The sequence below is a fragment of the Pseudomonas lurida genome, assembly GCF_002563895.1.
In the GTDB taxonomy this organism is placed as follows: domain Bacteria; phylum Pseudomonadota; class Gammaproteobacteria; order Pseudomonadales; family Pseudomonadaceae; genus Aquipseudomonas; species Aquipseudomonas lurida.
In genome coordinates, this window is the sequence record NZ_PDJB01000001.1 from 2,589,036 (window position 1) to 2,607,724 (window position 18,689).

At 60.7% G+C, this 18,689-nt stretch carries 19 protein-coding genes; 16 read left to right on the top strand and 3 right to left on the bottom strand.

Features of this window, described 5'->3' with window-relative positions:
- Positions 1–18: 18 nt before the first annotated feature.
- The 14 genes from ATH90_RS11670 to ATH90_RS11735 all read left to right on the top strand — a co-directional run bounded on the left by ATH90_RS11670 (position 19) and on the right by ATH90_RS11735 (position 15,695).
- Positions 19–1,956, top strand: a complete 1,938-nt coding sequence (locus ATH90_RS11670; RefSeq protein WP_098466319.1) for a bifunctional 5-dehydro-2-deoxygluconokinase/5-dehydro-2-deoxyphosphogluconate aldolase — start codon at positions 19–21, stop codon at positions 1,954–1,956.
- 161 nt (positions 1,957–2,117) lie between these two features.
- Positions 2,118–3,011 carry a myo-inosose-2 dehydratase gene (gene iolE, locus ATH90_RS11675; protein ID WP_098466320.1) on the top strand — a complete coding sequence of 298 codons (894 nt, stop codon included), beginning with the start codon at positions 2,118–2,120 and terminating at the stop codon, positions 3,009–3,011.
- Positions 3,008–3,796, top strand: coding sequence for a 5-deoxy-glucuronate isomerase (gene iolB / locus ATH90_RS11680; protein ID WP_098466321.1), 789 nt, complete (start codon positions 3,008–3,010; stop codon positions 3,794–3,796). The genes iolE and iolB overlap by 4 nt, the downstream gene beginning before the upstream one ends.
- Positions 3,797–3,825: 29 nt before the next feature.
- Positions 3,826–4,647: a TIM barrel protein gene (locus tag ATH90_RS11685; protein ID WP_098466322.1), complete on the top strand. Its 822-nt coding sequence runs from the start codon at positions 3,826–3,828 to the stop codon at positions 4,645–4,647.
- Between the two features lie 61 nt (positions 4,648–4,708).
- Entirely contained in the window at positions 4,709–6,640 is a 1,932-nt protein-coding gene (gene iolD / locus ATH90_RS11690; protein WP_098466323.1) for a 3D-(3,5/4)-trihydroxycyclohexane-1,2-dione acylhydrolase (decyclizing), read from the top strand.
- An 18-nt stretch (positions 6,641–6,658) separates the two neighbouring features.
- A complete protein-coding gene (iolG, locus tag ATH90_RS11695; RefSeq protein WP_098466324.1) occupies positions 6,659–7,669 on the top strand; it encodes a bifunctional inositol 2-dehydrogenase/D-chiro-inositol 1-dehydrogenase in 1,011 nt (336 codons plus the stop codon).
- Positions 7,670–7,821: 152 nt separating this feature from the next.
- Positions 7,822–8,850, top strand: coding sequence for a Gfo/Idh/MocA family protein (locus ATH90_RS11700; protein ID WP_098466325.1), 1,029 nt, complete (start codon positions 7,822–7,824; stop codon positions 8,848–8,850).
- Between the two features lie 127 nt (positions 8,851–8,977).
- The gene (locus tag ATH90_RS11705) at positions 8,978–9,163 is read left to right on the top strand and encodes a hypothetical protein (protein ID WP_098466326.1); all 186 of its coding nucleotides are present in this window, start codon (positions 8,978–8,980) and stop codon (positions 9,161–9,163) included.
- A 49-nt stretch (positions 9,164–9,212) separates the two neighbouring features.
- Positions 9,213–10,142, top strand: a complete 930-nt coding sequence (locus tag ATH90_RS11710) for a sugar ABC transporter substrate-binding protein (RefSeq protein ID WP_098466327.1) — start codon at positions 9,213–9,215, stop codon at positions 10,140–10,142.
- 65 nt (positions 10,143–10,207) lie between these two features.
- Positions 10,208–11,761 carry a sugar ABC transporter ATP-binding protein gene (locus tag ATH90_RS11715; protein WP_098466328.1) on the top strand — a complete coding sequence of 518 codons (1,554 nt, stop codon included), beginning with the start codon at positions 10,208–10,210 and terminating at the stop codon, positions 11,759–11,761.
- Between the two features lie 26 nt (positions 11,762–11,787).
- Entirely contained in the window at positions 11,788–12,810 is a 1,023-nt protein-coding gene (locus ATH90_RS11720; RefSeq protein ID WP_016975559.1) for an ABC transporter permease, read from the top strand.
- Between the two features lie 381 nt (positions 12,811–13,191).
- Positions 13,192–13,596: a TraR/DksA family transcriptional regulator gene (locus ATH90_RS11725; protein WP_010564800.1), complete on the top strand. Its 405-nt coding sequence runs from the start codon at positions 13,192–13,194 to the stop codon at positions 13,594–13,596.
- 546 nt (positions 13,597–14,142) lie between these two features.
- Positions 14,143–15,375: a methyl-accepting chemotaxis protein gene (locus tag ATH90_RS11730; protein ID WP_420884289.1), complete on the top strand. Its 1,233-nt coding sequence runs from the start codon at positions 14,143–14,145 to the stop codon at positions 15,373–15,375.
- Positions 15,376–15,491: 116 nt separating this feature from the next.
- Positions 15,492–15,695 (top strand): hypothetical protein, encoded by a 204-nt coding sequence (locus ATH90_RS11735; RefSeq protein WP_034104418.1) that lies wholly within the window; start codon positions 15,492–15,494, stop codon positions 15,693–15,695.
- 7 nt (positions 15,696–15,702) lie between these two features.
- Here ATH90_RS11735 and ATH90_RS11740 read toward each other — a convergent pair whose 3' ends face one another.
- The 3 genes from ATH90_RS11740 to ATH90_RS11750 all read right to left on the bottom strand — a co-directional run bounded on the left by ATH90_RS11740 (position 15,703) and on the right by ATH90_RS11750 (position 16,625).
- Positions 15,703–15,939 carry a DUF2789 domain-containing protein gene (locus ATH90_RS11740; RefSeq protein ID WP_028615869.1) on the bottom strand — a complete coding sequence of 79 codons (237 nt, stop codon included), beginning with the start codon at positions 15,937–15,939 and terminating at the stop codon, positions 15,703–15,705.
- A 69-nt stretch (positions 15,940–16,008) separates the two neighbouring features.
- Positions 16,009–16,239 (bottom strand): hypothetical protein, encoded by a 231-nt coding sequence (locus ATH90_RS11745; RefSeq protein WP_034104424.1) that lies wholly within the window; start codon positions 16,237–16,239, stop codon positions 16,009–16,011.
- A 110-nt stretch (positions 16,240–16,349) separates the two neighbouring features.
- Complete coding sequence (locus tag ATH90_RS11750) at positions 16,350–16,625, bottom strand: hypothetical protein (RefSeq protein ID WP_080758267.1); 276 nt, start codon at positions 16,623–16,625, stop codon at positions 16,350–16,352.
- A 417-nt stretch (positions 16,626–17,042) separates the two neighbouring features.
- Here ATH90_RS11750 and ATH90_RS11755 point away from each other — a divergent pair, with 417 nt between their 5' ends.
- Complete coding sequence (locus ATH90_RS11755; protein WP_174890956.1) at positions 17,043–17,492, top strand: hypothetical protein; 450 nt, start codon at positions 17,043–17,045, stop codon at positions 17,490–17,492.
- 133 nt (positions 17,493–17,625) lie between these two features.
- Entirely contained in the window at positions 17,626–18,642 is a 1,017-nt protein-coding gene (locus ATH90_RS11760; protein WP_034104428.1) for an ABC transporter substrate-binding protein, read from the top strand.
- The last annotated feature ends 47 nt before the right edge of the window (positions 18,643–18,689 follow it).

Here is an 18,689-nt window from a genome sequence, read left to right on the forward strand (position 1 = left end):
AAAATAACAGGAGCCAGCATGGGCCAGACTCGTTTTGCCAGTGGGCGTCAATTGGATCTGATTTGCCTCGGGCGCCTGGGCGTCGACCTCTATGCACAGCAGGTGGGTGCACGGCTTGAGGACGTGTCCAGCTTTGCCAAGTACCTGGGCGGGTCCTCCGCCAACATCGCCTTTGGCACCGCGAGGCTTGGGCTCAAGTCGGCGATGCTGAGCCGGGTGGGCGACGACCACATGGGGCGTTTCCTGGTGGAGTCCCTGGCCCGTGAAGGCTGCGATACCAGCGGCATCAAGGTCGACCCGGAACGCCTCACCGCCCTGGTGTTGCTAGGTCTCAAGGACCGCGAGACCTTCCCCCTGGTGTTCTACCGCGAAAACTGCGCCGACATGGCCCTGCGTGCTGAAGACATCAATGAAGCCTTCATCGCTTCCAGCAAAGCCCTGCTGATCACCGGCACGCATTTCTCCACCGACGGTGTGTACAAGGCCAGCATCCAGGCGCTGGATTACGCCGCCAAGCACAACGTCAAGCGCGTACTGGATATTGATTACCGCCCAGTGCTGTGGGGCCTGGCAGGCAAGGCCGATGGCGAAACCCGTTTTGTCGCCGACCAGAATGTCAGCCAGCATGTACAGAAAATCCTGCCGCGCTTCGACCTGATCGTCGGAACCGAAGAAGAATTCCTGATCGCGGGGGGCAGTGAAGATCTGCTCACCGCCTTGCGCAAGGTGCGCGAACTGACCTCGGCGACCCTGGTTGTCAAGCTCGGCCCCCAAGGTTGCACCGTGATCCACGGCGCCATCCCCGCACGCCTGGAAGACGGCGCCATCTACCCCGGTGTGCGCGTTGAAGTGCTCAATGTGCTGGGTGCCGGCGACGCGTTCATGTCGGGGTTCCTCAGCGGCTGGATCAACGACGCCAGTGACGAACGCTGCAGCCAGTTGGCCAATGCCTGTGGCGGCCTGGTTGTTTCTCGCCACGCGTGTGCGCCGGCCATGCCGACGCCCGCGGAGCTCGACTACCTGTTCAACAGCCCGGTGCCGATCACTCGGCCGGACCAGGACGCGACCCTGCAACGCCTGCACCGCGTGACGGTGCCGCGCAAGGCCTGGAAGCAGCTGTTCGTGTTTGCTTTCGATCACCGCTGGCAACTGGTGGACCTGGCGCAGAAGGGCGGCCAGGACCCGGCGCGCATCAGCGATGCCAAGCAACTGTTCATAAAAGCCATCGAACGCGTCGAGAAAAAACTCGCCGAGCAGGGCGTGGAAGCCGACGTCGGCCTGCTGGCCGACCAACGTTTCGGCCAGGACGCGCTAAACGCCGCCAGCGGGCGCGGCTGGTGGATCGCGCGCCCGGTTGAAGTGCAGAACTCGCGGCCCCTGGCGTTCGAACATGGCCGCTCGGTGGGCAGCAACCTGATTGCCTGGCCCCAGGAACAGATCATCAAGTGCCTGGTGCAATTCCATCCCGACGACGAACCGTTGTTGCGCCTGGAGCAGGAAGCGCAACTCAAGGCGGTGTACGAGGCGTCGATGGTCAGCGGCCATGAACTGTTGCTGGAAGTCATCCCGCCCAAGGATCACCCATCCACTTACCCCGACGTGCTCTATCGCAGTCTCAAGCGCCTCTACAACCTGGGCATCTACCCGGCGTGGTGGAAGATCGAGGCGCAATCGGCCGACGACTGGAAGAAGCTCGACGAACTGATCCAGGAGCGCGACCCGTACTGCCGAGGCGTGGTGTTGCTGGGCCTGAATGCCTCGGCCGAATGCCTTGCCGATGGTTTCCAGCAAGCCCGCCTGAGCACGACCTGCCGAGGCTTTGCCGTAGGCCGTACGATCTTCCAGGAGCCAAGTCGCGCGTGGATGGCCGGTGAGATTGATGACGAGACCCTGACCCAGCAGGTGCAGGCTACGTTCGAACAGCTCATCAGCGCTTGGCGCCACGCCAGAGACTGAACACAGGCCCCAATTTTAAATGCGACCCAATGTGGGAGCTGGCGTGCCTGCGATGCAGGCGACTCGGTCCATCAGAGACACCGAGTGGGTGCCATCGCAGGCAAGCCAGCGCCCACATAAAGCAGATCTCAGTGATACCTGAAAATAATAAAGGTGCAGCCATGCCCGCAATCCGAATTGGCATCAACCCGATTTCCTGGAGCAACGACGACTTGCCGGCCCTGGGTGGTGAAACGCCCCTGAGCACCGCCCTGAGCGAAGGCAAGGAGATCGGCTACGAAGGCTTCGAACTCAACGGTAAATTCCCCAAGGATGCCAAGGGCGTCGGCGATGTGTTGCGCCCCTACGACCTGGCGCTGGTCTCTGGTTGGTACTCCAGCCGGCTGGCAGGCCGCTCGGTGGCTGAGGAAATCGAAGCCATCGGCGCGCATGTCGAGTTGCTGAAACAGAACGGCGCCACGGTGCTGGTGTACGGCGAGGTGGCCGATTCGATCCAGGGGGCGCGCGTCCGCCTGATCGAGCGCCCGCGCTTCCACAGCGAGCACGCCTGGCAGGACTATGCCGACAAACTCACCGAACTGGCGCGGTTCACCCTGTCCCAAGGCGTGCGCCTGGCGTATCACCACCACATGGGGGCCTACGTCGAGTCCCCGGAAGACATCGACCAATTGATGCAACGCACGGGCCCGGAAGTCGGCCTGCTGTTCGATTCCGGCCACTGCTACATGGGCGGCGGGGAACCCCTCGACGTGCTGCGCAAACATATCGGGCGTATCTGCCACGTGCATTTCAAGGACGTGCGCAAGCCGGTGGTACAACTGGCACGCAACCAGATGTGGAGTTTCCCTGACTGCATCGTCAACGGTACCTTCACGGTGCCCGGCGATGGCGACATCGACTTCGCCGAACTGCTCGATGTGCTGCTGGCCGCCCAGTACGAAGGCTGGCTGGTGGTGGAAGCCGAGCAGGACCCGGCCGTTGCCCCAAGCTATATCTATGCGAAAAAAGGCTACGACACCTTGCGTGCGCTTCTGAATGAGAGGGCCGGACAATGAGCTTGTTGGTCAAGAGCAGCAAACGCGGAAAAACCATGGTCGCCCTGGAAGAAGGCCGTCTTGAGTACGTGGGCTTTGCCGCCTACCGCCTGAGCCTTGGCGAAACCCTGCCGGTCAGCGCCGGTGACCAGGAGCTGTGCCTGGTGTTGCTCAGCGGTCGGGTGAACATCGAGGGTGAAGGCTTCAACTGGCAGAACCTGGGGGATCGCCAATCGGTGTTTGAAGAGAAATCTCCCTTCGCCGCCTATCTGCCACCTGACACCGATGCGCAGGTGACTGCCTTGAGCGATGTGCAGATCGCCGTGTGCGCCGCGCCCGGCGGCGAGGGCTACGAGCCACGGCTGATCCGTCCGGAAAACTGCAAGCGCAGCGTGCGTGGCAAAGGGGCCAACACCCGCTACGTGTGCGACATCCTGCCTGACAGCGAGCCGGCCCATTCGCTGCTGGTGGTGGAGGTGCGCACGCCGTCCGGGCATTCGTCGAGCTACCCGCCGCACAAGCACGACACCGATGACCTGCCGCACCAGAGCTTCCTTGAAGAGACCTATTACCACCAGATCAATCCGCCCCAGGGCTTCGTGTTCCAGCGGGTGTACACCGACGACCGCAGTATCGACCAGGCCATGGCCGTGGAAAACAGCGACCTGGTGGTGGTGCCCAAGGGGTATCACCCCGTCAGCGTGCCGTATGGCTACGAGTCCTACTATCTCAACGTCATGGCCGGCCCCAAGCGTGCCTGGCATTTCCACAACGACCCGCAGCACAGCTGGCTGCTGGACCTCTGATCAGCGGTTCTGGACGGAGAACAATAACAATGAAGTCGCCTCTACGTTTCGCCCTCAACCGCATGGTCGCACCCCATTTGTCCCTGCCGGATTTCATCCACTTGGCCGTGACGCTCAAGTGCGATGCCATCGAGATCCGCAACGACCTGGCGGACAGACAAATAGAATTTGGCACCCCGGCCAGCCGCGTACGCGAACTGTGCGCGGTGCAGGGCATCACCGTGTTGTCGATCAACGCGCTGTACCCCTTTGATGTGTGGAGCGACGAACGCCGTGCCCAGGCGATCCAGCTGGCAACCTACGCCCGCGAGTGCGGCGCCCAGGGCCTGGTGATGTGCCCGCTCAATGAGCCGGGCGACACGCGCAACGAAGCCCAACGCGCCGCCGGTCTGCGCACGGCCTTGAGCGAGTTGGCGCCGATCCTGCGCGACTACGGGATTCTCGGTTTCATCGAACCCCTGGGCTTTGAAGCATGTGCCCTGCGGCGCAAGCGCGTGGCGGTGGATGCGATCAAGTCCATCGGCGGCCTGGATGTGTTCCGCCTGGTGCACGACACCTTTCATCATCACCTGGCCAGCGAGCATGAGTTTTTCCCGGAACTGACCGGCCTGGTGCACATCTCCGGCGTGGAAGATGCCGAGGCGCCGCTGCATTCGATTCGCGACGGCCACCGCGTGCTGGTGGGCGAGGGCGATATCCTCGGCAACGCGGCGCAGATCGACACGCTGCTCAGCACCGGTTACGGCGGCTACCTGTCGTTCGAGCCGTTTGCCGAGAGCGTGCATGGCCTGGCTGACATCCAGCAAGCGTTGGGCGCGAGCATTGCCCACCTGCAGAAATCCCGGACCTGACACCGGACAAACTGTGGGATCACTGTTGATCGACAGATGTGCATTCATTCAAGGTGCGAACATGAGTACAACAAGATTGACCATGGCCCAGGCCCTGGTGAAGTTCCTGGATAACCAATACATCGAAGTCGATGGCGTGCAGAGCAAGTTCGTCGCCGGGGTGTTCACGATTTTCGGCCACGGCAATGTGCTGGGCCTGGGCCAGGCCCTGGAGCAGGACAGCGGTGACCTGGTGGTGCACCAGGGGCGTAACGAGCAGGGCATGGCCCACGCGGCCATCGGTTTCGCCAAGCAGCACCTGCGCCGCAAGATCTACGCGTGCACCGCCTCCGTAGGCCCAGGCGCCGCCAACATGCTGACTGCTGCGGCGACCGCCACGGCCAACCGCATCCCGTTGCTGCTGTTGCCTGGCGATGTGTATGCCAGCCGGCAGCCCGACCCGGTGTTGCAACAGATCGAACAGTTCCACGACCTGAGCATCAGCACCAACGATGCCTTCCGCTCCGTGAGCAAATACTGGGACCGCATCAACCGCCCCGAGCAGTTGATGACCGCCGCGATCCACGCCATGCGCGTGCTCACCGACCCGGCCGAAACCGGCGCCGTGACCCTGGCGTTGCCCCAGGATGTGCAGGCCGAGGCCTGGGACTATCCGGATTACTTCCTGCACAAACGCGTGCACCGCATCGAGCGTCGCCCAGCAACCACTGCAATGATCGGCGATGCCTTGGCGGCTTTTCGGGGCAAGCGCAAGCCGCTGATCATCTGCGGTGGCGGCGTGAAGTACGCCGGCGCCAATGCCGCACTGCAAGCTTTTGCCGAGCGTTTCGAGATTCCCTTCGCCGAGACCCAGGCGGGCAAGAGCGCCGTGGTCTCCAGCCATCCGCTGAACGTCGGCGGGATCGGTGAAACCGGTTGCCTGGCGGCGAACTTGCTGGCACCCGAGGCCGACCTGATCATTGGTGTCGGCACGCGCTACACCGACTTCACCACCTCGTCCAAGTCGCTGTTCAAACATGCCGAGGTGACGTTTCTCAACCTCAACATCAGCCCGTGCGACGCCCTGAAACTCGACGGCGTGCAGGTGCTGGCCGACGCGCAGGTGGCCTTGGAAGCGCTCGCCGATGCCTTGGGGGATTACCGTTCCGGCTGGGGCGGGCAGATCGTTGAGGCCAAGGCGCAGCTGGAGGCCGAAGTGGACCGCGTGCATAACGTGGAATATGCCGCAGACGGGTTTGTCCCCGAGGTCGATGATCACCTGGACCGTGCGGTGCTGCGTGAATTCATCGAGTTGACCGGTTCGTGCCTGACCCAGAGCCGCGTGCTGGGCGTGCTGAACCAGGCGCTCGCCGACGACGCCATCATCGTCGCCGCTGCCGGCAGCCTGCCGGGCGACCTGCAACGTGCCTGGCGCAGCAAGGGCGTGAATACCTATCACGTCGAGTATGGCTATTCATGCATGGGCTACGAGATCAATGCCGCATTGGGCGTGAAACTCGCTGAACCGACCAAGGAGGTCTACGCACTGGTCGGCGACGGCTCCTACATGATGCTGCACTCGGAGCTGGCCACCTCGATCCAGGAGCGGCGCAAGATCAACGTGGTGCTGCTCGACAACATGGCCTTCGGTTGCATCAACAACCTGCAGATCGGCAACGGCATGGACAGCTTCGGCACCGAATTCCGCTACCGCAACCCTGAGAGCGGCAAGCTCGACGGCGGCCTGGTGCCGGTGGATTTCGCCATGAGCGCCGCGGCCTATGGCTGCAAGACCTACAAGGTCAGCACCGTGGAACAACTTGAAGCAGCGCTGGCGGATGCGCGGACTCAAACGGTGTCGACGCTGATCGATATCAAGGTGCTGCCCAAGACCATGATCCATGGCTACCTGTCGTGGTGGCGTGTAGGCGTGGCGCAGGTATCCACCAGCGAGCGCACGAATGCCGCTGCGAAAAAACTCAATGAACACCTGGCGAAGGCCCGGCAGTACTAATAACAAGAGGAGTTTTGTATGTCTTTGAAGCTTGGAGTGATTGGTACAGGCGCCATTGGCCGGGACCATATTCGTCGTTGCAGCCAAACACTGCTCAACATCCAGGTGGTGGCGGTGACTGACATCAACCTTGAGCAAGCCGCCAACGTGGTGGCGGACTTGAAGCTGGACGCCGAGGTGTACCCCGATGGCCATGCGTTGATCAACTCGCCGCAAGTGGAAGCGATACTCGTGACCTCCTGGGGCCCGAGCCACGAAGCGTTCGTGCTCGCGGCCATCGCCGCCGGCAAGCCGGTGTTCTGCGAAAAACCGCTGGCGGTCACCGCCGAAGGGTGCCGCAAGATCGTCGATGCCGAAGTGGCCTACGGCAAGCGCCTGGTGCAGGTCGGCTTCATGCGCCCGTACGACGAAGGTTATCGCGCACTCAAGGCTGTGATCGACAGCGGCCAGATCGGCGAGCCGTTGATGCTGCACTGTGCGCATCGCAACCCGACGGTGGGCGAGCACTACAAGACTGACATGGCGATCACCGATACCTTGATCCACGAGTTGGATGTGCTGCGTTGGTTGCTCGACGATGACTACGTGTCGGTGCAAGTGGTGTTCCCGCGCAAATCCAGCAAGGCACTGGCCCACCTGCGTGACCCGCAGATCGTGCTGCTGGAAACCGCCAAGGGCACGCGCATCGATGTGGAAGTGTTTGTGAACTGCCAGTACGGCTACGACATCCAGTGCGAAGTGGTGGGGGAGACCGGTATCGCCAAGCTGCCGGAACCGTCCCAGGTGCAACTGCGCAGTGGCGCCAAGTTGTCCAATGCGATCCTGATGGACTGGAAGGATCGTTTTATCGGCGCCTACGACGTCGAGTTGCAGGCGTTCATCGACAGCGTACGCGCCGGGCAGGTTGGCGGGCCTTCGGCGTGGGATGGTTTTGCGGCGGCGGTGGCGGCGGATGCGTGCATTGAAGCACAGGGCAGTGAGCAGATTGTGAGGGTGAGCCTGCCGGATCGTCCGCACTTCTACGGCTAGACCATTGAAGAAACTCGCTCAAAAAAATGTGGGAGCTGGCTTGCCTGCGATAGCGGTCTTTCAGTTGGAAATGTAGCGCCTGATACACCGCCATCGCAGGCAAGCCAGCTCTCACGGTTGATCCGGTTTCCAATTCAAGAAGGTATTTACTCATGCGAATCGGATTGGTTGGCTACGGCCACGGCGGGCGCTTCTTTCATGCGCCGCTGATTGCCACCCTGCCAGGCGCCACTTTTGTCGGCGTGGTCACCCGCTCACCGGAACGCCGCCAGCAACTGGCGACTGACCACCCCGGCCTCAAGGCCTTCGACTCCATCGGCCAGATCGTCGAAGCCGGCGTCGACGCCCTGGTCATCTCCACCACCCTCAAGGGCCGTCCGGCGTTGGTGCTGGAAGCCATCGAACATGGCGTCACGGTGGTCAGCGACAAACCCTTTGCCGCCAACGCCGAGCAGGCTCAAGCGCTGATCACTGCGGCCGAACGCCAGGGCTCATTGCTCAGCGTCTACCAGAACCGGCGCTGGGACTCGGACTACCTGACCCTGCGCAAGCTCATCGATGCCGGCGCCCTCGGCACCATTACCCGTTTCGAATCCCGCGTGGAACGCTACAGCCCGACAGCCCTGGGCAACACCAGCGGTGGGGGTTGGCTACGTGACCTGGGCAGCCACCTGGTCGATCAGGCCCTGCAGTTGTTCGGCCCGGTGGATCGCGTGTTCGCCCAACTGCAATACAGCGTCGAGCACCCCACGGTTGACCACGGTTTCTTTGTCTCTCTGACCCATGCCAACGGTGTCATTTCTCACCTGTGGGGCAATGCCTTGCAAAACAGCCAGGCACCGCGGTTCCGAGTCAGTGGTACCTCGGGCTGCTACACCGTCGAAGGCCTGGACGGCCAGGAAGAAGCCCTGATCGCTGGCAAGTCGCCAAAGACAGAAGGTGAGCATTGGGGGGCCGAGGAACACCGGCGTTGGGGCTGGTTCGAACAGGGCCCTGAACGCGAGCGGGTGCCTTCCGAGAAGGGCTGCTGGACGCAGTTCTATCGGCAATTGCAAATGGCTGTGCAAGGGCAGGGACCGTTGCCGGTGGATGCCTATGACGCGCTGGAAACCACCCGTATATTGGACGCCGCACGCCTGAGCGCCGAGCGCCAGCAGGTGCTTTCAACAAAAATAGAATAAAATTCTAAAACAGGTTGATATGGAAATTATTTTCCAATAAAGTCTTTTCCAGGTTGCATAAAGTACGTTCGGACTCGATTCGCGCGACTCAACAAAAACAAGATCAAAAACAACCAGGTACCGTCAGATGAAAATCTTCAACGCTGTACTGCGAGTTTTCCGCCCTGCCCACACGCCACGCGGCCTGCCCCGCGCCCGGCCGTTCTACTTCTCTTTCCTTAATGTGCTGTGCGTCGAAAACAAAGGCGCGCTGGTCTGCTGCATTCCCGGTGCACCGGTGGTTCGACTGCCCACCTCGCAACACCCGCTCTGATCAACGCAACGTCCAACAAAACCAACAAGAAAGTGGAGACAGACCGTTCATGAAGACCCCGATCCGTTTTACCGCGCTGGCCTTGTCCATGCTGCTCGCCAGCGGTGTTGCTTCGGCTGCCGATCTCAAGATAGGCGTGAGTATGTCCGCCTTCGATGACACCTTCCTCACCTACCTGCGCGAAGACATGGACAAGCAAGCCAAGTCCTATCCCAAGGGCGATGGCGTGCAGCTGCAGTTCGAAGACGCCCGCGCCGATGTGGTGAAGCAGTTGAGCCAGGTCGAGAACTTTATCAGCCAGAAAGTCGACGCCATTATCGTCAACCCGGTGGACACGGCTTCGACCGGCAACATCATCAAGGCCGCCACGGCGGCGAAAATCCCGTTGGTGTTCGTCAACCGCCGCCCTGACAGCCCGACCTTGGCTCCAGGCGTAGCGGCGGTGACCTCCGACGATGTCGAGGCCGGCAAGCTGCAGATGCAGTACATCGCCGAGCAGCTCGGCGGCAAGGGCAACATCGTGATCCTGCTGGGTGACCTGGCGAATAACTCCACCACCAACCGTACCAAGGGCGTGAAGGAAGTCCTGGCCAAATACCCGGGCATCAAGATCGAACAGGAGCAGACCGGGATCTGGCTGCGTGACAAGGGCATGACCCTGGTCAACGACTGGCTGACCCAGGGCCGCGACTTCCAGGCAGTGCTCTCGAACAACGATGAGATGGCAATCGGTGCGGCCATGGCGCTGAAATCGGCGGGCAAGAAGGGCGTGCTGATCGCGGGTGTCGACGGTACGCCGGACGGCCTGAACGCGATCACCAAGGGCGACATGACCGTGTCGGCCTTCCAGGATGCCAAGGGCCAAGCGGACAAGTCGGTGGAAACGGCACGCAAGATGGCCAAGAACGAGCCCATCGAGCAGAACGTGGTGATTCCGTTCCAGTTGATCACCCCGGACAACGTCAAAGACTTCAAGTAGCCCCTACATAACAACAATAAGCCGGCAGGGCGGTCGTGCCCGCCTTGCCGATGGAGTACCTCGCTATGCTCGCTCAAGCCGCTGTGTCGCAGCCCCCCGGTATCCAGTCGGTGCCGCTGGACGAACCCTACCTGCTGGAAATCGTCAACATCAGCAAAGGCTTTCCCGGCGTCGTGGCCCTGGCCGACGTGCAACTACGGGTGCGCCCCGGCACGGTGCTGGCGCTGATGGGCGAGAACGGCGCGGGCAAATCGACGTTGATGAAAATCATCGCCGGCATCTACCAGCCTGACGCCGGGGAAATTCGCCTGCGCGGCAAGCCAATCGTGTTTGAAACGCCCCTGGCGGCCCAGAAGGCCGGGATCGCGATGATCCACCAGGAACTCAACCTGATGCCCCATATGAGCATCGCCGAGAATATCTGGATCGGCCGCGAGCAGCTCAACAGCCTGCACATGGTCAACCACCGCGAAATGCATCGCTGCACAGCTGAGTTGCTGGCACGCCTGCGTATCAACCTGGACCCCGAGGAACACGTGGGCAACCTGAGCATCGCCGAGCGGCAGATGGTCGAGATTGCCAAGGCCGTGTCCTACGATTCCGACATCCTGATCATGGATGAACCGACATCGGCGATTACCGAGAAGGAGGTAGCCCACCTGTTTTCGATCATTGCCGACCTCAAGTCCCAGGGCAAAGGCATCGTCTACATCACGCATAAAATGAACGAAGTGTTCGCCATCGCCGATGAAGTGGCGGTGTTCCGCGACGGTCACTACATCGGCCTGCAACGCGCCGACAGCATGAACAGCGACAGCCTGATCTCGATGATGGTCGGCCGTGAGCTGAGCCAGCTGTTCCCGGTGCGCGAGACGCCCATCGGCGACCTGCTGCTGTCGGTCCGCAACCTGCGCCTGGACGGTGTCTTCAAGGGGGTCTCCTTCGACCTGCATGCCGGCGAAATCCTTGGCATCGCCGGCTTGATGGGCTCGGGCCGCACCAACGTGGCAGAAACCATTTTCGGCATCACCCCAAGCGATGGCGGGCAGATTGAACTGGACGGCAAAGCGGTGCGCATCAGTGACCCGCACATGGCCATCGAGAAAGGCTTCGCCCTGCTCACCGAGGACCGCAAGCTCAGCGGCCTGTTCCCGTGCCTGTCGGTCTTGGAAAACATGGAAATGGCCGTGCTGCCGCATTACTCGGACAACGGCTTTATCCAGCAGAAAGCCCTGCGCGCCCTGTGCGAGGACATGTGCAAGAAGCTGCGGGTGAAAACCCCGTCTCTTGAACAGTGCATCGACACCTTGTCCGGCGGTAACCAGCAGAAGGCGTTGCTGGCACGCTGGCTGATGACCAACCCGCGCCTGCTGATCCTCGATGAACCTACGCGAGGCATCGACGTGGGCGCCAAGGCCGAGATCTATCGCTTGATCTCGTTCCTGGCCTGCGAAGGCATGGCGGTGATCATGATTTCCTCCGAGTTGCCTGAAGTGCTGGGCATGAGCGACCGCGTCATGGTGATGCACGAGGGCGAACTGATGGGCACCCTGGACCGCAGCGATGCGACCCAGGAAAAAGTCATGCAGTTGGCCTCCGGGATGACCGCAGTCCACTGACGTACAGAATAAAAAGGTGATTGGCTATGAACGCAATAACGGATAACAAACCCGCGACGGTGCCAACCAAGAGTCGTCGACGCATGCCCACCGAACTGAGTATCTTCCTGGTGCTGATCGGTATCGGCCTGGTGTTTGAATTGTTCGGCTGGATCGTGCGTGACCAGAGTTTCCTGATGAATTCCCAGCGCCTGGTGCTGATGATCCTGCAGGTGTCGATCATCGGTCTGCTCGCCATTGGCGTGACCCAGGTGATCATCACCACCGGTATCGACCTGTCCTCCGGCTCGGTGCTGGCACTGTCGGCGATGATTGCCGCCAGCTTGGCGCAAACCTCCGATTTTTCCCGGGCGGTGTTCCCCAGCCTGACCGACTTGCCCGTGTGGATCCCGGTGGCGATGGGGCTTGGCGTGGGGCTGCTGGCGGGCGCGATCAATGGCAGCATCATCGCTGTCACCGGCATCCCGCCGTTTATTGCGACGTTGGGCATGATGGTGTCCGCCCGTGGCCTGGCGCGTTACTACACCGAAGGCCAGCCGGTGAGCATGCTGTCGGACTCGTACACGGCCATCGGCCATGGCGCGATGCCGGTGATCATCTTCCTGGTGGTGGCGGTCATCTTCCACATTGCCCTGCGCTATACCAAGTACGGCAAGTACACCTACGCCATCGGCGGCAACATGCAGGCGGCGCGCACCTCGGGGATCAACGTCAAGCGCCACTTGATCATTGTCTACAGCATCGCGGGCTTGCTCGCGGGCCTGGCGGGCGTGGTCGCCTCGGCACGCGCCGCCACCGGCCAGGCTGGCATGGGCATGTCCTATGAGCTGGATGCGATTGCCGCGGCGGTGATCGGCGGTACCAGCCTGGCGGGCGGGGTAGGGCGCATTACCGGCACTGTGATCGGCGCGCTGATCCTCGGGGTGATGGCCAGCGGGTTTACCTTCGTCGGGGTGGACGCGTACATCCAGGACATCATCAAGGGCCTGATCATCGTGGTGGCGGTTGTCATCGACCAGTACCGCAACAAGCGCAAACTCAAACGCTGAAGCGTGTTCCTGCAGGTGCCGGCTTGCCGGCGATGGCATCTACAAGGTCCTCCTGAACGGACCGAAGGATCCGCATCGCCGGCGAGCTGGCTGTTGCATTCAACCGTTTGTCTCCTATATAGCTCCACAACACTGAATTTCTTGCTATAAACGCACTCCGATGACCATTCGCCGAGCCCGTCCTGGTGCTTTTGGGGGTTATCTGGGAAAAATGCCTGTCATTTCAGTTGCTGAGCCCTCAAGTCGGCCTTAGACTGCCGCCCCTCGTAAATTGAGTGCCGGGTGGCGCTTGAAATGGACGGCGCCTTTCCGAGACCTGCACAGGCCTTCCGGAACGCTCCCTTATTCGCCTTAATGCACGTATTTTTTATAGAGAAATCAATGACAAAGGAAAAGTTGCTGGCCATGCCGGCGGATGACTACATGAATGCCGAACAGCACGCTTTTTTCGAGCAGTTGCTGCAAGACATGAAAGTGGAACACCACGAGCGCATTGAACAGAACCGCATCGCCATTGAAAGCCTGGATACCCCGGCCGACCCGGCTGACGCCGCTTCCGTGGAAGAAGAGCGTACCTGGCTGGTGAATGCCATCGACCGCGACCAGCGCATGCTGCCGCAACTTGAGCGCGCCCTGGAGCGCATCAAGGAAGATTCCTTTGGCTGGTGCGATGACAGCGGCGAGCCTATTGGCCTCAAGCGCCTGCTGATCAGCCCGACCACCAAGTACTGCATCGAAGCGCAAGAGCGCCACGAGCAGATCGACAAGCACCAGCGCCAAGCCTGATGCGGTGAAGCTGGGGGGCTGCCACGCGGCTCCCCAGGGAAATACCCGTTACACCCCGGTGTATTGATCTACTGCAAGCCACCCCACTAAAGGCCCATGGATAATGGCCCGATAGTGGCGTTTAATGCAGTGACAATAACGACAAGCAGTGGGGTAACGAAGATGGCTGGAGACGGATCTCTGATGGGCGCAGCAGTGCCACCGCAGCCGGTGGTGCGCGGGCTGCCCGGCTGGCTTACGCCGCTTCTGCAGAGCGCCGCCCTGGTGCTGGTCCTGCTGGGCCTGGCGTTTGCCAGCCTGCCGTTGTACCTCTGCCTGCCACTGGCCTTGCTGGTGATCTGGCTGCCTCGCTTGAAAAATCGTACACCTGTCATTGCCGCTTTCGACGCCGTCGATGGCATTGGCGAGTTGACTCGCGACCTGTCCTATACCACCAGCCATAACGCTTTGTCCGCAGCCGGCGTGGCCTATTCGGTCAAGCAACTGGCGGCCAGGTTGCAGTCGCAGTTGAGCGCCGCCAAGCAGATTGTCAGCAGTGCCGAAGTGATGATCGGCACCGAAAGGATCACCTCTCAACTCAGTCGTGAGGCTTTGCAAGCGGCCAGCCAGGCCCATCAGCGCAGCACCGAAGGCCGCGACGTGCTGGCCCAATCGATCACCCGCATGCACCAGCTCAGCCAGCGCGCCAATGCCAGCCGCGAACTGATCGAAGCGTTGAGCCAGCGCAGTGAGGAAATCCAGCGGGTGACGCTGGTGATCCAGTCGATCGCCAGCCAGACCAACCTGCTGGCACTCAACGCGGCTATTGAAGCAGCGCGTGCCGGTGAGCATGGGCGCGGGTTTGCCGTGGTCGCGGATGAAGTGCGTGGGTTGGCTGGCCGTACGGCCACGGCCACCGATGAAGTTGGGGTGATGGTGGCGGACATTCAGCAGCTCACCGCCCAGGTGGTGGAGCAGATTCGCCAGCTCTCGGCCGACCTGCACACCGGTGTCGAGCAGGTGGAGCATGCCGGCGAGCAGTTGCACAGTATCGCCAGCCTGGCTGCGGATGTGGAAGGCCAGGTCAATGCAATCGCCCAAGGCACCGACACCAACCGCACCCAGCTCGACAGCCTGTTCCATGCCGTGGAACAGATGCGCAGTGACCTGGCCGTCAGCGACCAGCAAACCCGCCAGCTCGCCGACGCCGCCGTGCAGATGGAGGGCCAGGCCGAAACCATCAGCGAACGCCTGGCGGAAGTCGGGCTGGATGACTATCACCAGCGTATCTATGACTTGGCCCGTGAAGGTGCGAGCCGGATTGCCGCGCAATTCGAAGCCGATGTGCAGCAGAACCGCATCAGCCTGGATGACCTCTTCGACCGCAGCTATACGCCCATCGCCAACACCCACCCGAGCAAGTACCACACTCGCTTTGACGGCTACACCGACCAGGTGCTGCCGGCGATCCAGGAGGCGCTGTTGCCACGGCATGAAGGGTTGGTGTTCGCAATTGCCTGCACGCCCCAAGGGTATGTGCCGACTCACAACAAGGCGTTTTCCCAGGCATTGACCGGCGATGCGCAGGTGGATGCCGTGCAGAATCGGACCAAACGCAAGTTCGAAGACCGTACCGGGATCCGCTGTGGTAGCCATCAACAGGCGGTGTTGCTGCAAACCTACACACGCGACACCGGGGAGTTGATGCACGACCTGTCGGTGCCGATCATGGTCAAGGGTCGGCATTGGGGTGGCCTGCGGCTGGGCTATAAGCCCGAGGCTGCCAAAGGCGTGCGCTAGGGGATTATTGCTATTTATGCAATGAAGCTATTCCGGGGATAGCTTTTTCCGACGGGAGTAAAACCGTAGCATGGCCAACATTGTTAGCCAGCTAACTAATGCTGCGGAGAAGCTCCATGCAAAACAAAGTCGATGTTGCCGTGATGATTGGCAGTGGCGTACCCCCAACCCTGCGTGCGCTGGGTCAGAAGGCGTGCTGGGTGGTGTTGCTCAACGGTGAGCAGCGCGGCACGGCGTTCGCCAGTCGCGATGAGGCAGAGGAGTGCAGGGCTGCCTGGCAAGCCTTGTTGCGCCTGGAACAGTCAGACAGCCTGCATTGAGGCTGGCTCAGTTCGCTTGATGCAGACGTTGGTTCAACTCATCCACGGCAATCGCCCATTCGGCGTCATCGCGCAGTTCTTCCTTGAGAAAGCTCGCTTGTTGCGCGGACCAGAAGGGGGCGTCGATCAGCTTCACATCTTCAGGCAAGGGGTGGGCGACGATAAAGGCGTCGATGGCGTCCGGGGTTGAATCCAGGCCCAATTGTTCAAATAGGGTTTCGAGGGTAGGAATTGGCGCATCCATATCGTTCTCCATGCAGGTGGGGTCGTTATGCATGGGAGGGTTGTGGCGCAGGAGAGTTCTATCGGATTGTCAGGAATTCAGGGCTCCGGCATCCACGGCGGACTTCAATGCCTTGGCGGCGTCCTTCGCTGCGATGGCAGCGGCGTCTACGGTTTTGAACCAACGGTCTTTTTCCACCTGGTGTGTGGTCACCGTGGTCAGCGGTGGCTTGGCCCGCATTACGATCACTGCTTGGAATTCACCGTCTACTTCCCTTGCGTCGCCATGGATGAAAAATTCGCCGATATCAAATTCCGTCACGTAGAGCCTTCCCTTGGAGATAACTGCACTGGTGAAACTTGGCCCGCAGGGCACAAACTTCAGTGGACGGGCCAGTATGGCAGTTGTTGCGGGTCGGCGGCGCAGTTAAGTTATCCGGCAGACGAAACGATTGCTCCATGGGTGGGGTACAACAGGGCTTCAAGTTTCTTGGCCAGTTCGCAGGCCTTGACAGGGTCGCTGCGAAAGCCTTTTATTCGGCCACTGAGCACTTCGCGTATGTGGTAGAAGTTTCTGCCGGCCGGTACGACTTGATAAAGGACTGAATCCGAGTACCCCTCAACGCCATTCAGGCGGTAGTATTGGGCTTCGTCCTGACAGGCGGGGTGGGGCGGCGAAGACATCGCGCGGTAGGGTGATCGTTGCAAGGCCTGCTCCTTTTGATCGATCCGGATGTGATGGGGTTGCAGCGTTTTGGCTGGTTTTGATCCGCGCTGCTGTTTTAGTATTGTCGTCGGCGGCCAGCGCTCGGTTCCATGACAGCGTGTCTATTTGTGTTTGCGTGTCGGAAACTGCATTTTTAATTGGGTTATTCTCTGAAGTTGGTCGGCCCGTATTCTCGCGCCGTTGAACCTGTGATCTCCTGTAGTGCCTGATGACCTTGCACAAGGTCCATCGCGTATGGCTGTACTAGTCTTTTGGCGCGACAGCGGGATTGTCTTCAGTTTTTTTCAAGAATGCGTTGTGTGATCGTGCCGTGATGGCCGTTTTTTTGTGCTGCCCGCTCTGGCGGACGGCGCTCTTTTCGAAGTGGGGGCGTTTCCTTGGCAGTCAGTAATCTGGATATGCACGCGTTGTTCGTGCTGGGTGATTTGCGCGCAAAGTTAGTCAAACAGTTTCAATCCCGTTTCGTTTACATTACCGAGCAGACGCCGGAAGGCATCTACATCGCAGAAATCGACACCGAAGCGGCCCTGGTGGTGGATGACAAGCCCCGGCTGGAGCTTAAAGTCGGCGACCACTTCCGCGCGGCGGTGTTGCCTAGCCGAGAAGGCGGCAAGTTCGAATTGAAGTTTCGCGACATCAAGTTGACCGTGTATGGCCTGGGCGACTATGCCTTCGTGTCCTCGGCCGAAGGCCAGGGCATTGTGTTCAAGGAAGGCCACAGCGTAATGCTGGTGTTCGCCGCCAATGAGCAACTGCAGGAAGGCTTGACCAAAACCCTCAAGGCCGTCACCGGCAAGGCCGCCAAATGGCGCAAGGGTGAGCTGGTAACATTCAAGGCCAGTGAGTAATCAGCAAAAAACGCGAACACCCGCTATCTCCCGGAACCTCTACTACAGTTGAGTTGACTTAACTATTCAGAGGCTTCGCGCATACGCAGCAAAGCCGTCCGCCATTGGCTGCGATATCGCGAGGTGCGAAGGCATGAAAGGATTGAGAACACTGTTGGCTGCGTCCCTGGCGACCCTGGGGCTTTCGGTGGCGACGTTGCCGGCTACCGCCGCCGAGGCACCGGTACATTTTGCCGACCTGAACTGGGAAAGCGGCAGCCTGATCACCGAAGTGCTGCGGGTCATTGTCGAGAAGGGCTACGACCTGCCTACCGATACCTTGCCAGGCACGACCATCACGCTGGAAACCGCCCTGGCGAAGAACGACATCCAGGTCATCGGTGAAGAGTGGGCCGGCCGCAGCCCGGTGTGGGTCAAGGCCGAGGCCGAAGGCAAGGTGGTGGGCCTGGGCGATACGGTCAAGGGCGCGACCGAAGGCTGGTGGGTGCCGGAATACGTGGTCAAGGGTGACCCCGCCAAAGGCATCAAGCCTCTGGCACCCGAACTCAAGAGCGTGAAGGACCTTGCGCGTTATAAAGACGTGTTCAAGGACCCGGAATCCCCGGGCAAGGGACGCTTCCTCAACAGCCCCATCGGCTGGACCTCGGAAGTCGTCAACAAGCAAAAGCTCAAGGCGTATGGCTTGGACGGCGACTACGTGAACTTTCGCAGCGGCTCGGGTGCGGCACTGGATGCCGAGATCGCCTCGTCGATCCGCCGAGGCAAACCGGTGTTGTTCTACTACTGGTCGCCGACGCCCCTGATGGGGCGCTACAAACTCATCCAGTTGGAAGAGCCGCCGTTTGACGCCGAGGCCTGGAAAACCCTGACGGATGCGGATAATCCTGATCCGAAGCCGACACGGTCGTTGGCGTCCAAGTTGAGTATTGGCGTCTCTGCGCCGTTCCAGAAGGAACATCCGCAGATTGCCCAGTTCTTTGAGAAGGTCGAGTTTCCCATTGAACCGTTGAATAAAGCCTTGGCGACCATGAGCGAAAATCACACCGCGCCACGTGAGGTGGCCCAAGCGTTTCTCAAGGAGCATCCGGACGTGTGGAAGGCTTGGTTAACCGAAGACGTGGCGCAGAAGGTTGAAGCCAGCCTGAATTAGGCACTGATCTCACTGCCAGTCGGGTCCTCCCTGTGGGAGCAGGCAAT

What these genes read in the sequence shown, in the direction of transcription:
- ATH90_RS11735 (WP_034104418.1), top strand. Translation starts at nt 15,492, where the DNA reads ATGCAAAACAAAGTCGATGTTGCCGTGATGATTGGCAGTGGCGTACCC.
- ATH90_RS11755 (WP_174890956.1), top strand. Translation starts at nt 17,043, where the DNA reads ATGCACGCGTTGTTCGTGCTGGGTGATTTGCGCGCAAAGTTAGTCAAA.
- iolD (WP_098466323.1), top strand. Translation starts at nt 4,709, where the DNA reads ATGAGTACAACAAGATTGACCATGGCCCAGGCCCTGGTGAAGTTCCTG.
- ATH90_RS11685 (WP_098466322.1), top strand. Translation starts at nt 3,826, where the DNA reads ATGAAGTCGCCTCTACGTTTCGCCCTCAACCGCATGGTCGCACCCCAT.
- ATH90_RS11740 (WP_028615869.1), bottom strand. Translation starts at nt 15,939, where the DNA reads ATGGATGCGCCAATTCCTACCCTCGAAACCCTATTTGAACAATTGGGC.
- ATH90_RS11730 (WP_420884289.1), top strand. Translation starts at nt 14,143, where the DNA reads ATGATCGGCACCGAAAGGATCACCTCTCAACTCAGTCGTGAGGCTTTG.
- ATH90_RS11670 (WP_098466319.1), top strand. Translation starts at nt 19, where the DNA reads ATGGGCCAGACTCGTTTTGCCAGTGGGCGTCAATTGGATCTGATTTGC.
- ATH90_RS11700 (WP_098466325.1), top strand. Translation starts at nt 7,822, where the DNA reads ATGCGAATCGGATTGGTTGGCTACGGCCACGGCGGGCGCTTCTTTCAT.
- iolB (WP_098466321.1), top strand. Translation starts at nt 3,008, where the DNA reads ATGAGCTTGTTGGTCAAGAGCAGCAAACGCGGAAAAACCATGGTCGCC.
- ATH90_RS11715 (WP_098466328.1), top strand. Translation starts at nt 10,208, where the DNA reads ATGCTCGCTCAAGCCGCTGTGTCGCAGCCCCCCGGTATCCAGTCGGTG.
- ATH90_RS11710 (WP_098466327.1), top strand. Translation starts at nt 9,213, where the DNA reads ATGAAGACCCCGATCCGTTTTACCGCGCTGGCCTTGTCCATGCTGCTC.
- iolE (WP_098466320.1), top strand. Translation starts at nt 2,118, where the DNA reads ATGCCCGCAATCCGAATTGGCATCAACCCGATTTCCTGGAGCAACGAC.
- ATH90_RS11760 (WP_034104428.1), top strand. Translation starts at nt 17,626, where the DNA reads ATGAAAGGATTGAGAACACTGTTGGCTGCGTCCCTGGCGACCCTGGGG.
- iolG (WP_098466324.1), top strand. Translation starts at nt 6,659, where the DNA reads ATGTCTTTGAAGCTTGGAGTGATTGGTACAGGCGCCATTGGCCGGGAC.
- ATH90_RS11725 (WP_010564800.1), top strand. Translation starts at nt 13,192, where the DNA reads ATGACAAAGGAAAAGTTGCTGGCCATGCCGGCGGATGACTACATGAAT.
- ATH90_RS11720 (WP_016975559.1), top strand. Translation starts at nt 11,788, where the DNA reads ATGAACGCAATAACGGATAACAAACCCGCGACGGTGCCAACCAAGAGT.
- ATH90_RS11705 (WP_098466326.1), top strand. Translation starts at nt 8,978, where the DNA reads ATGAAAATCTTCAACGCTGTACTGCGAGTTTTCCGCCCTGCCCACACG.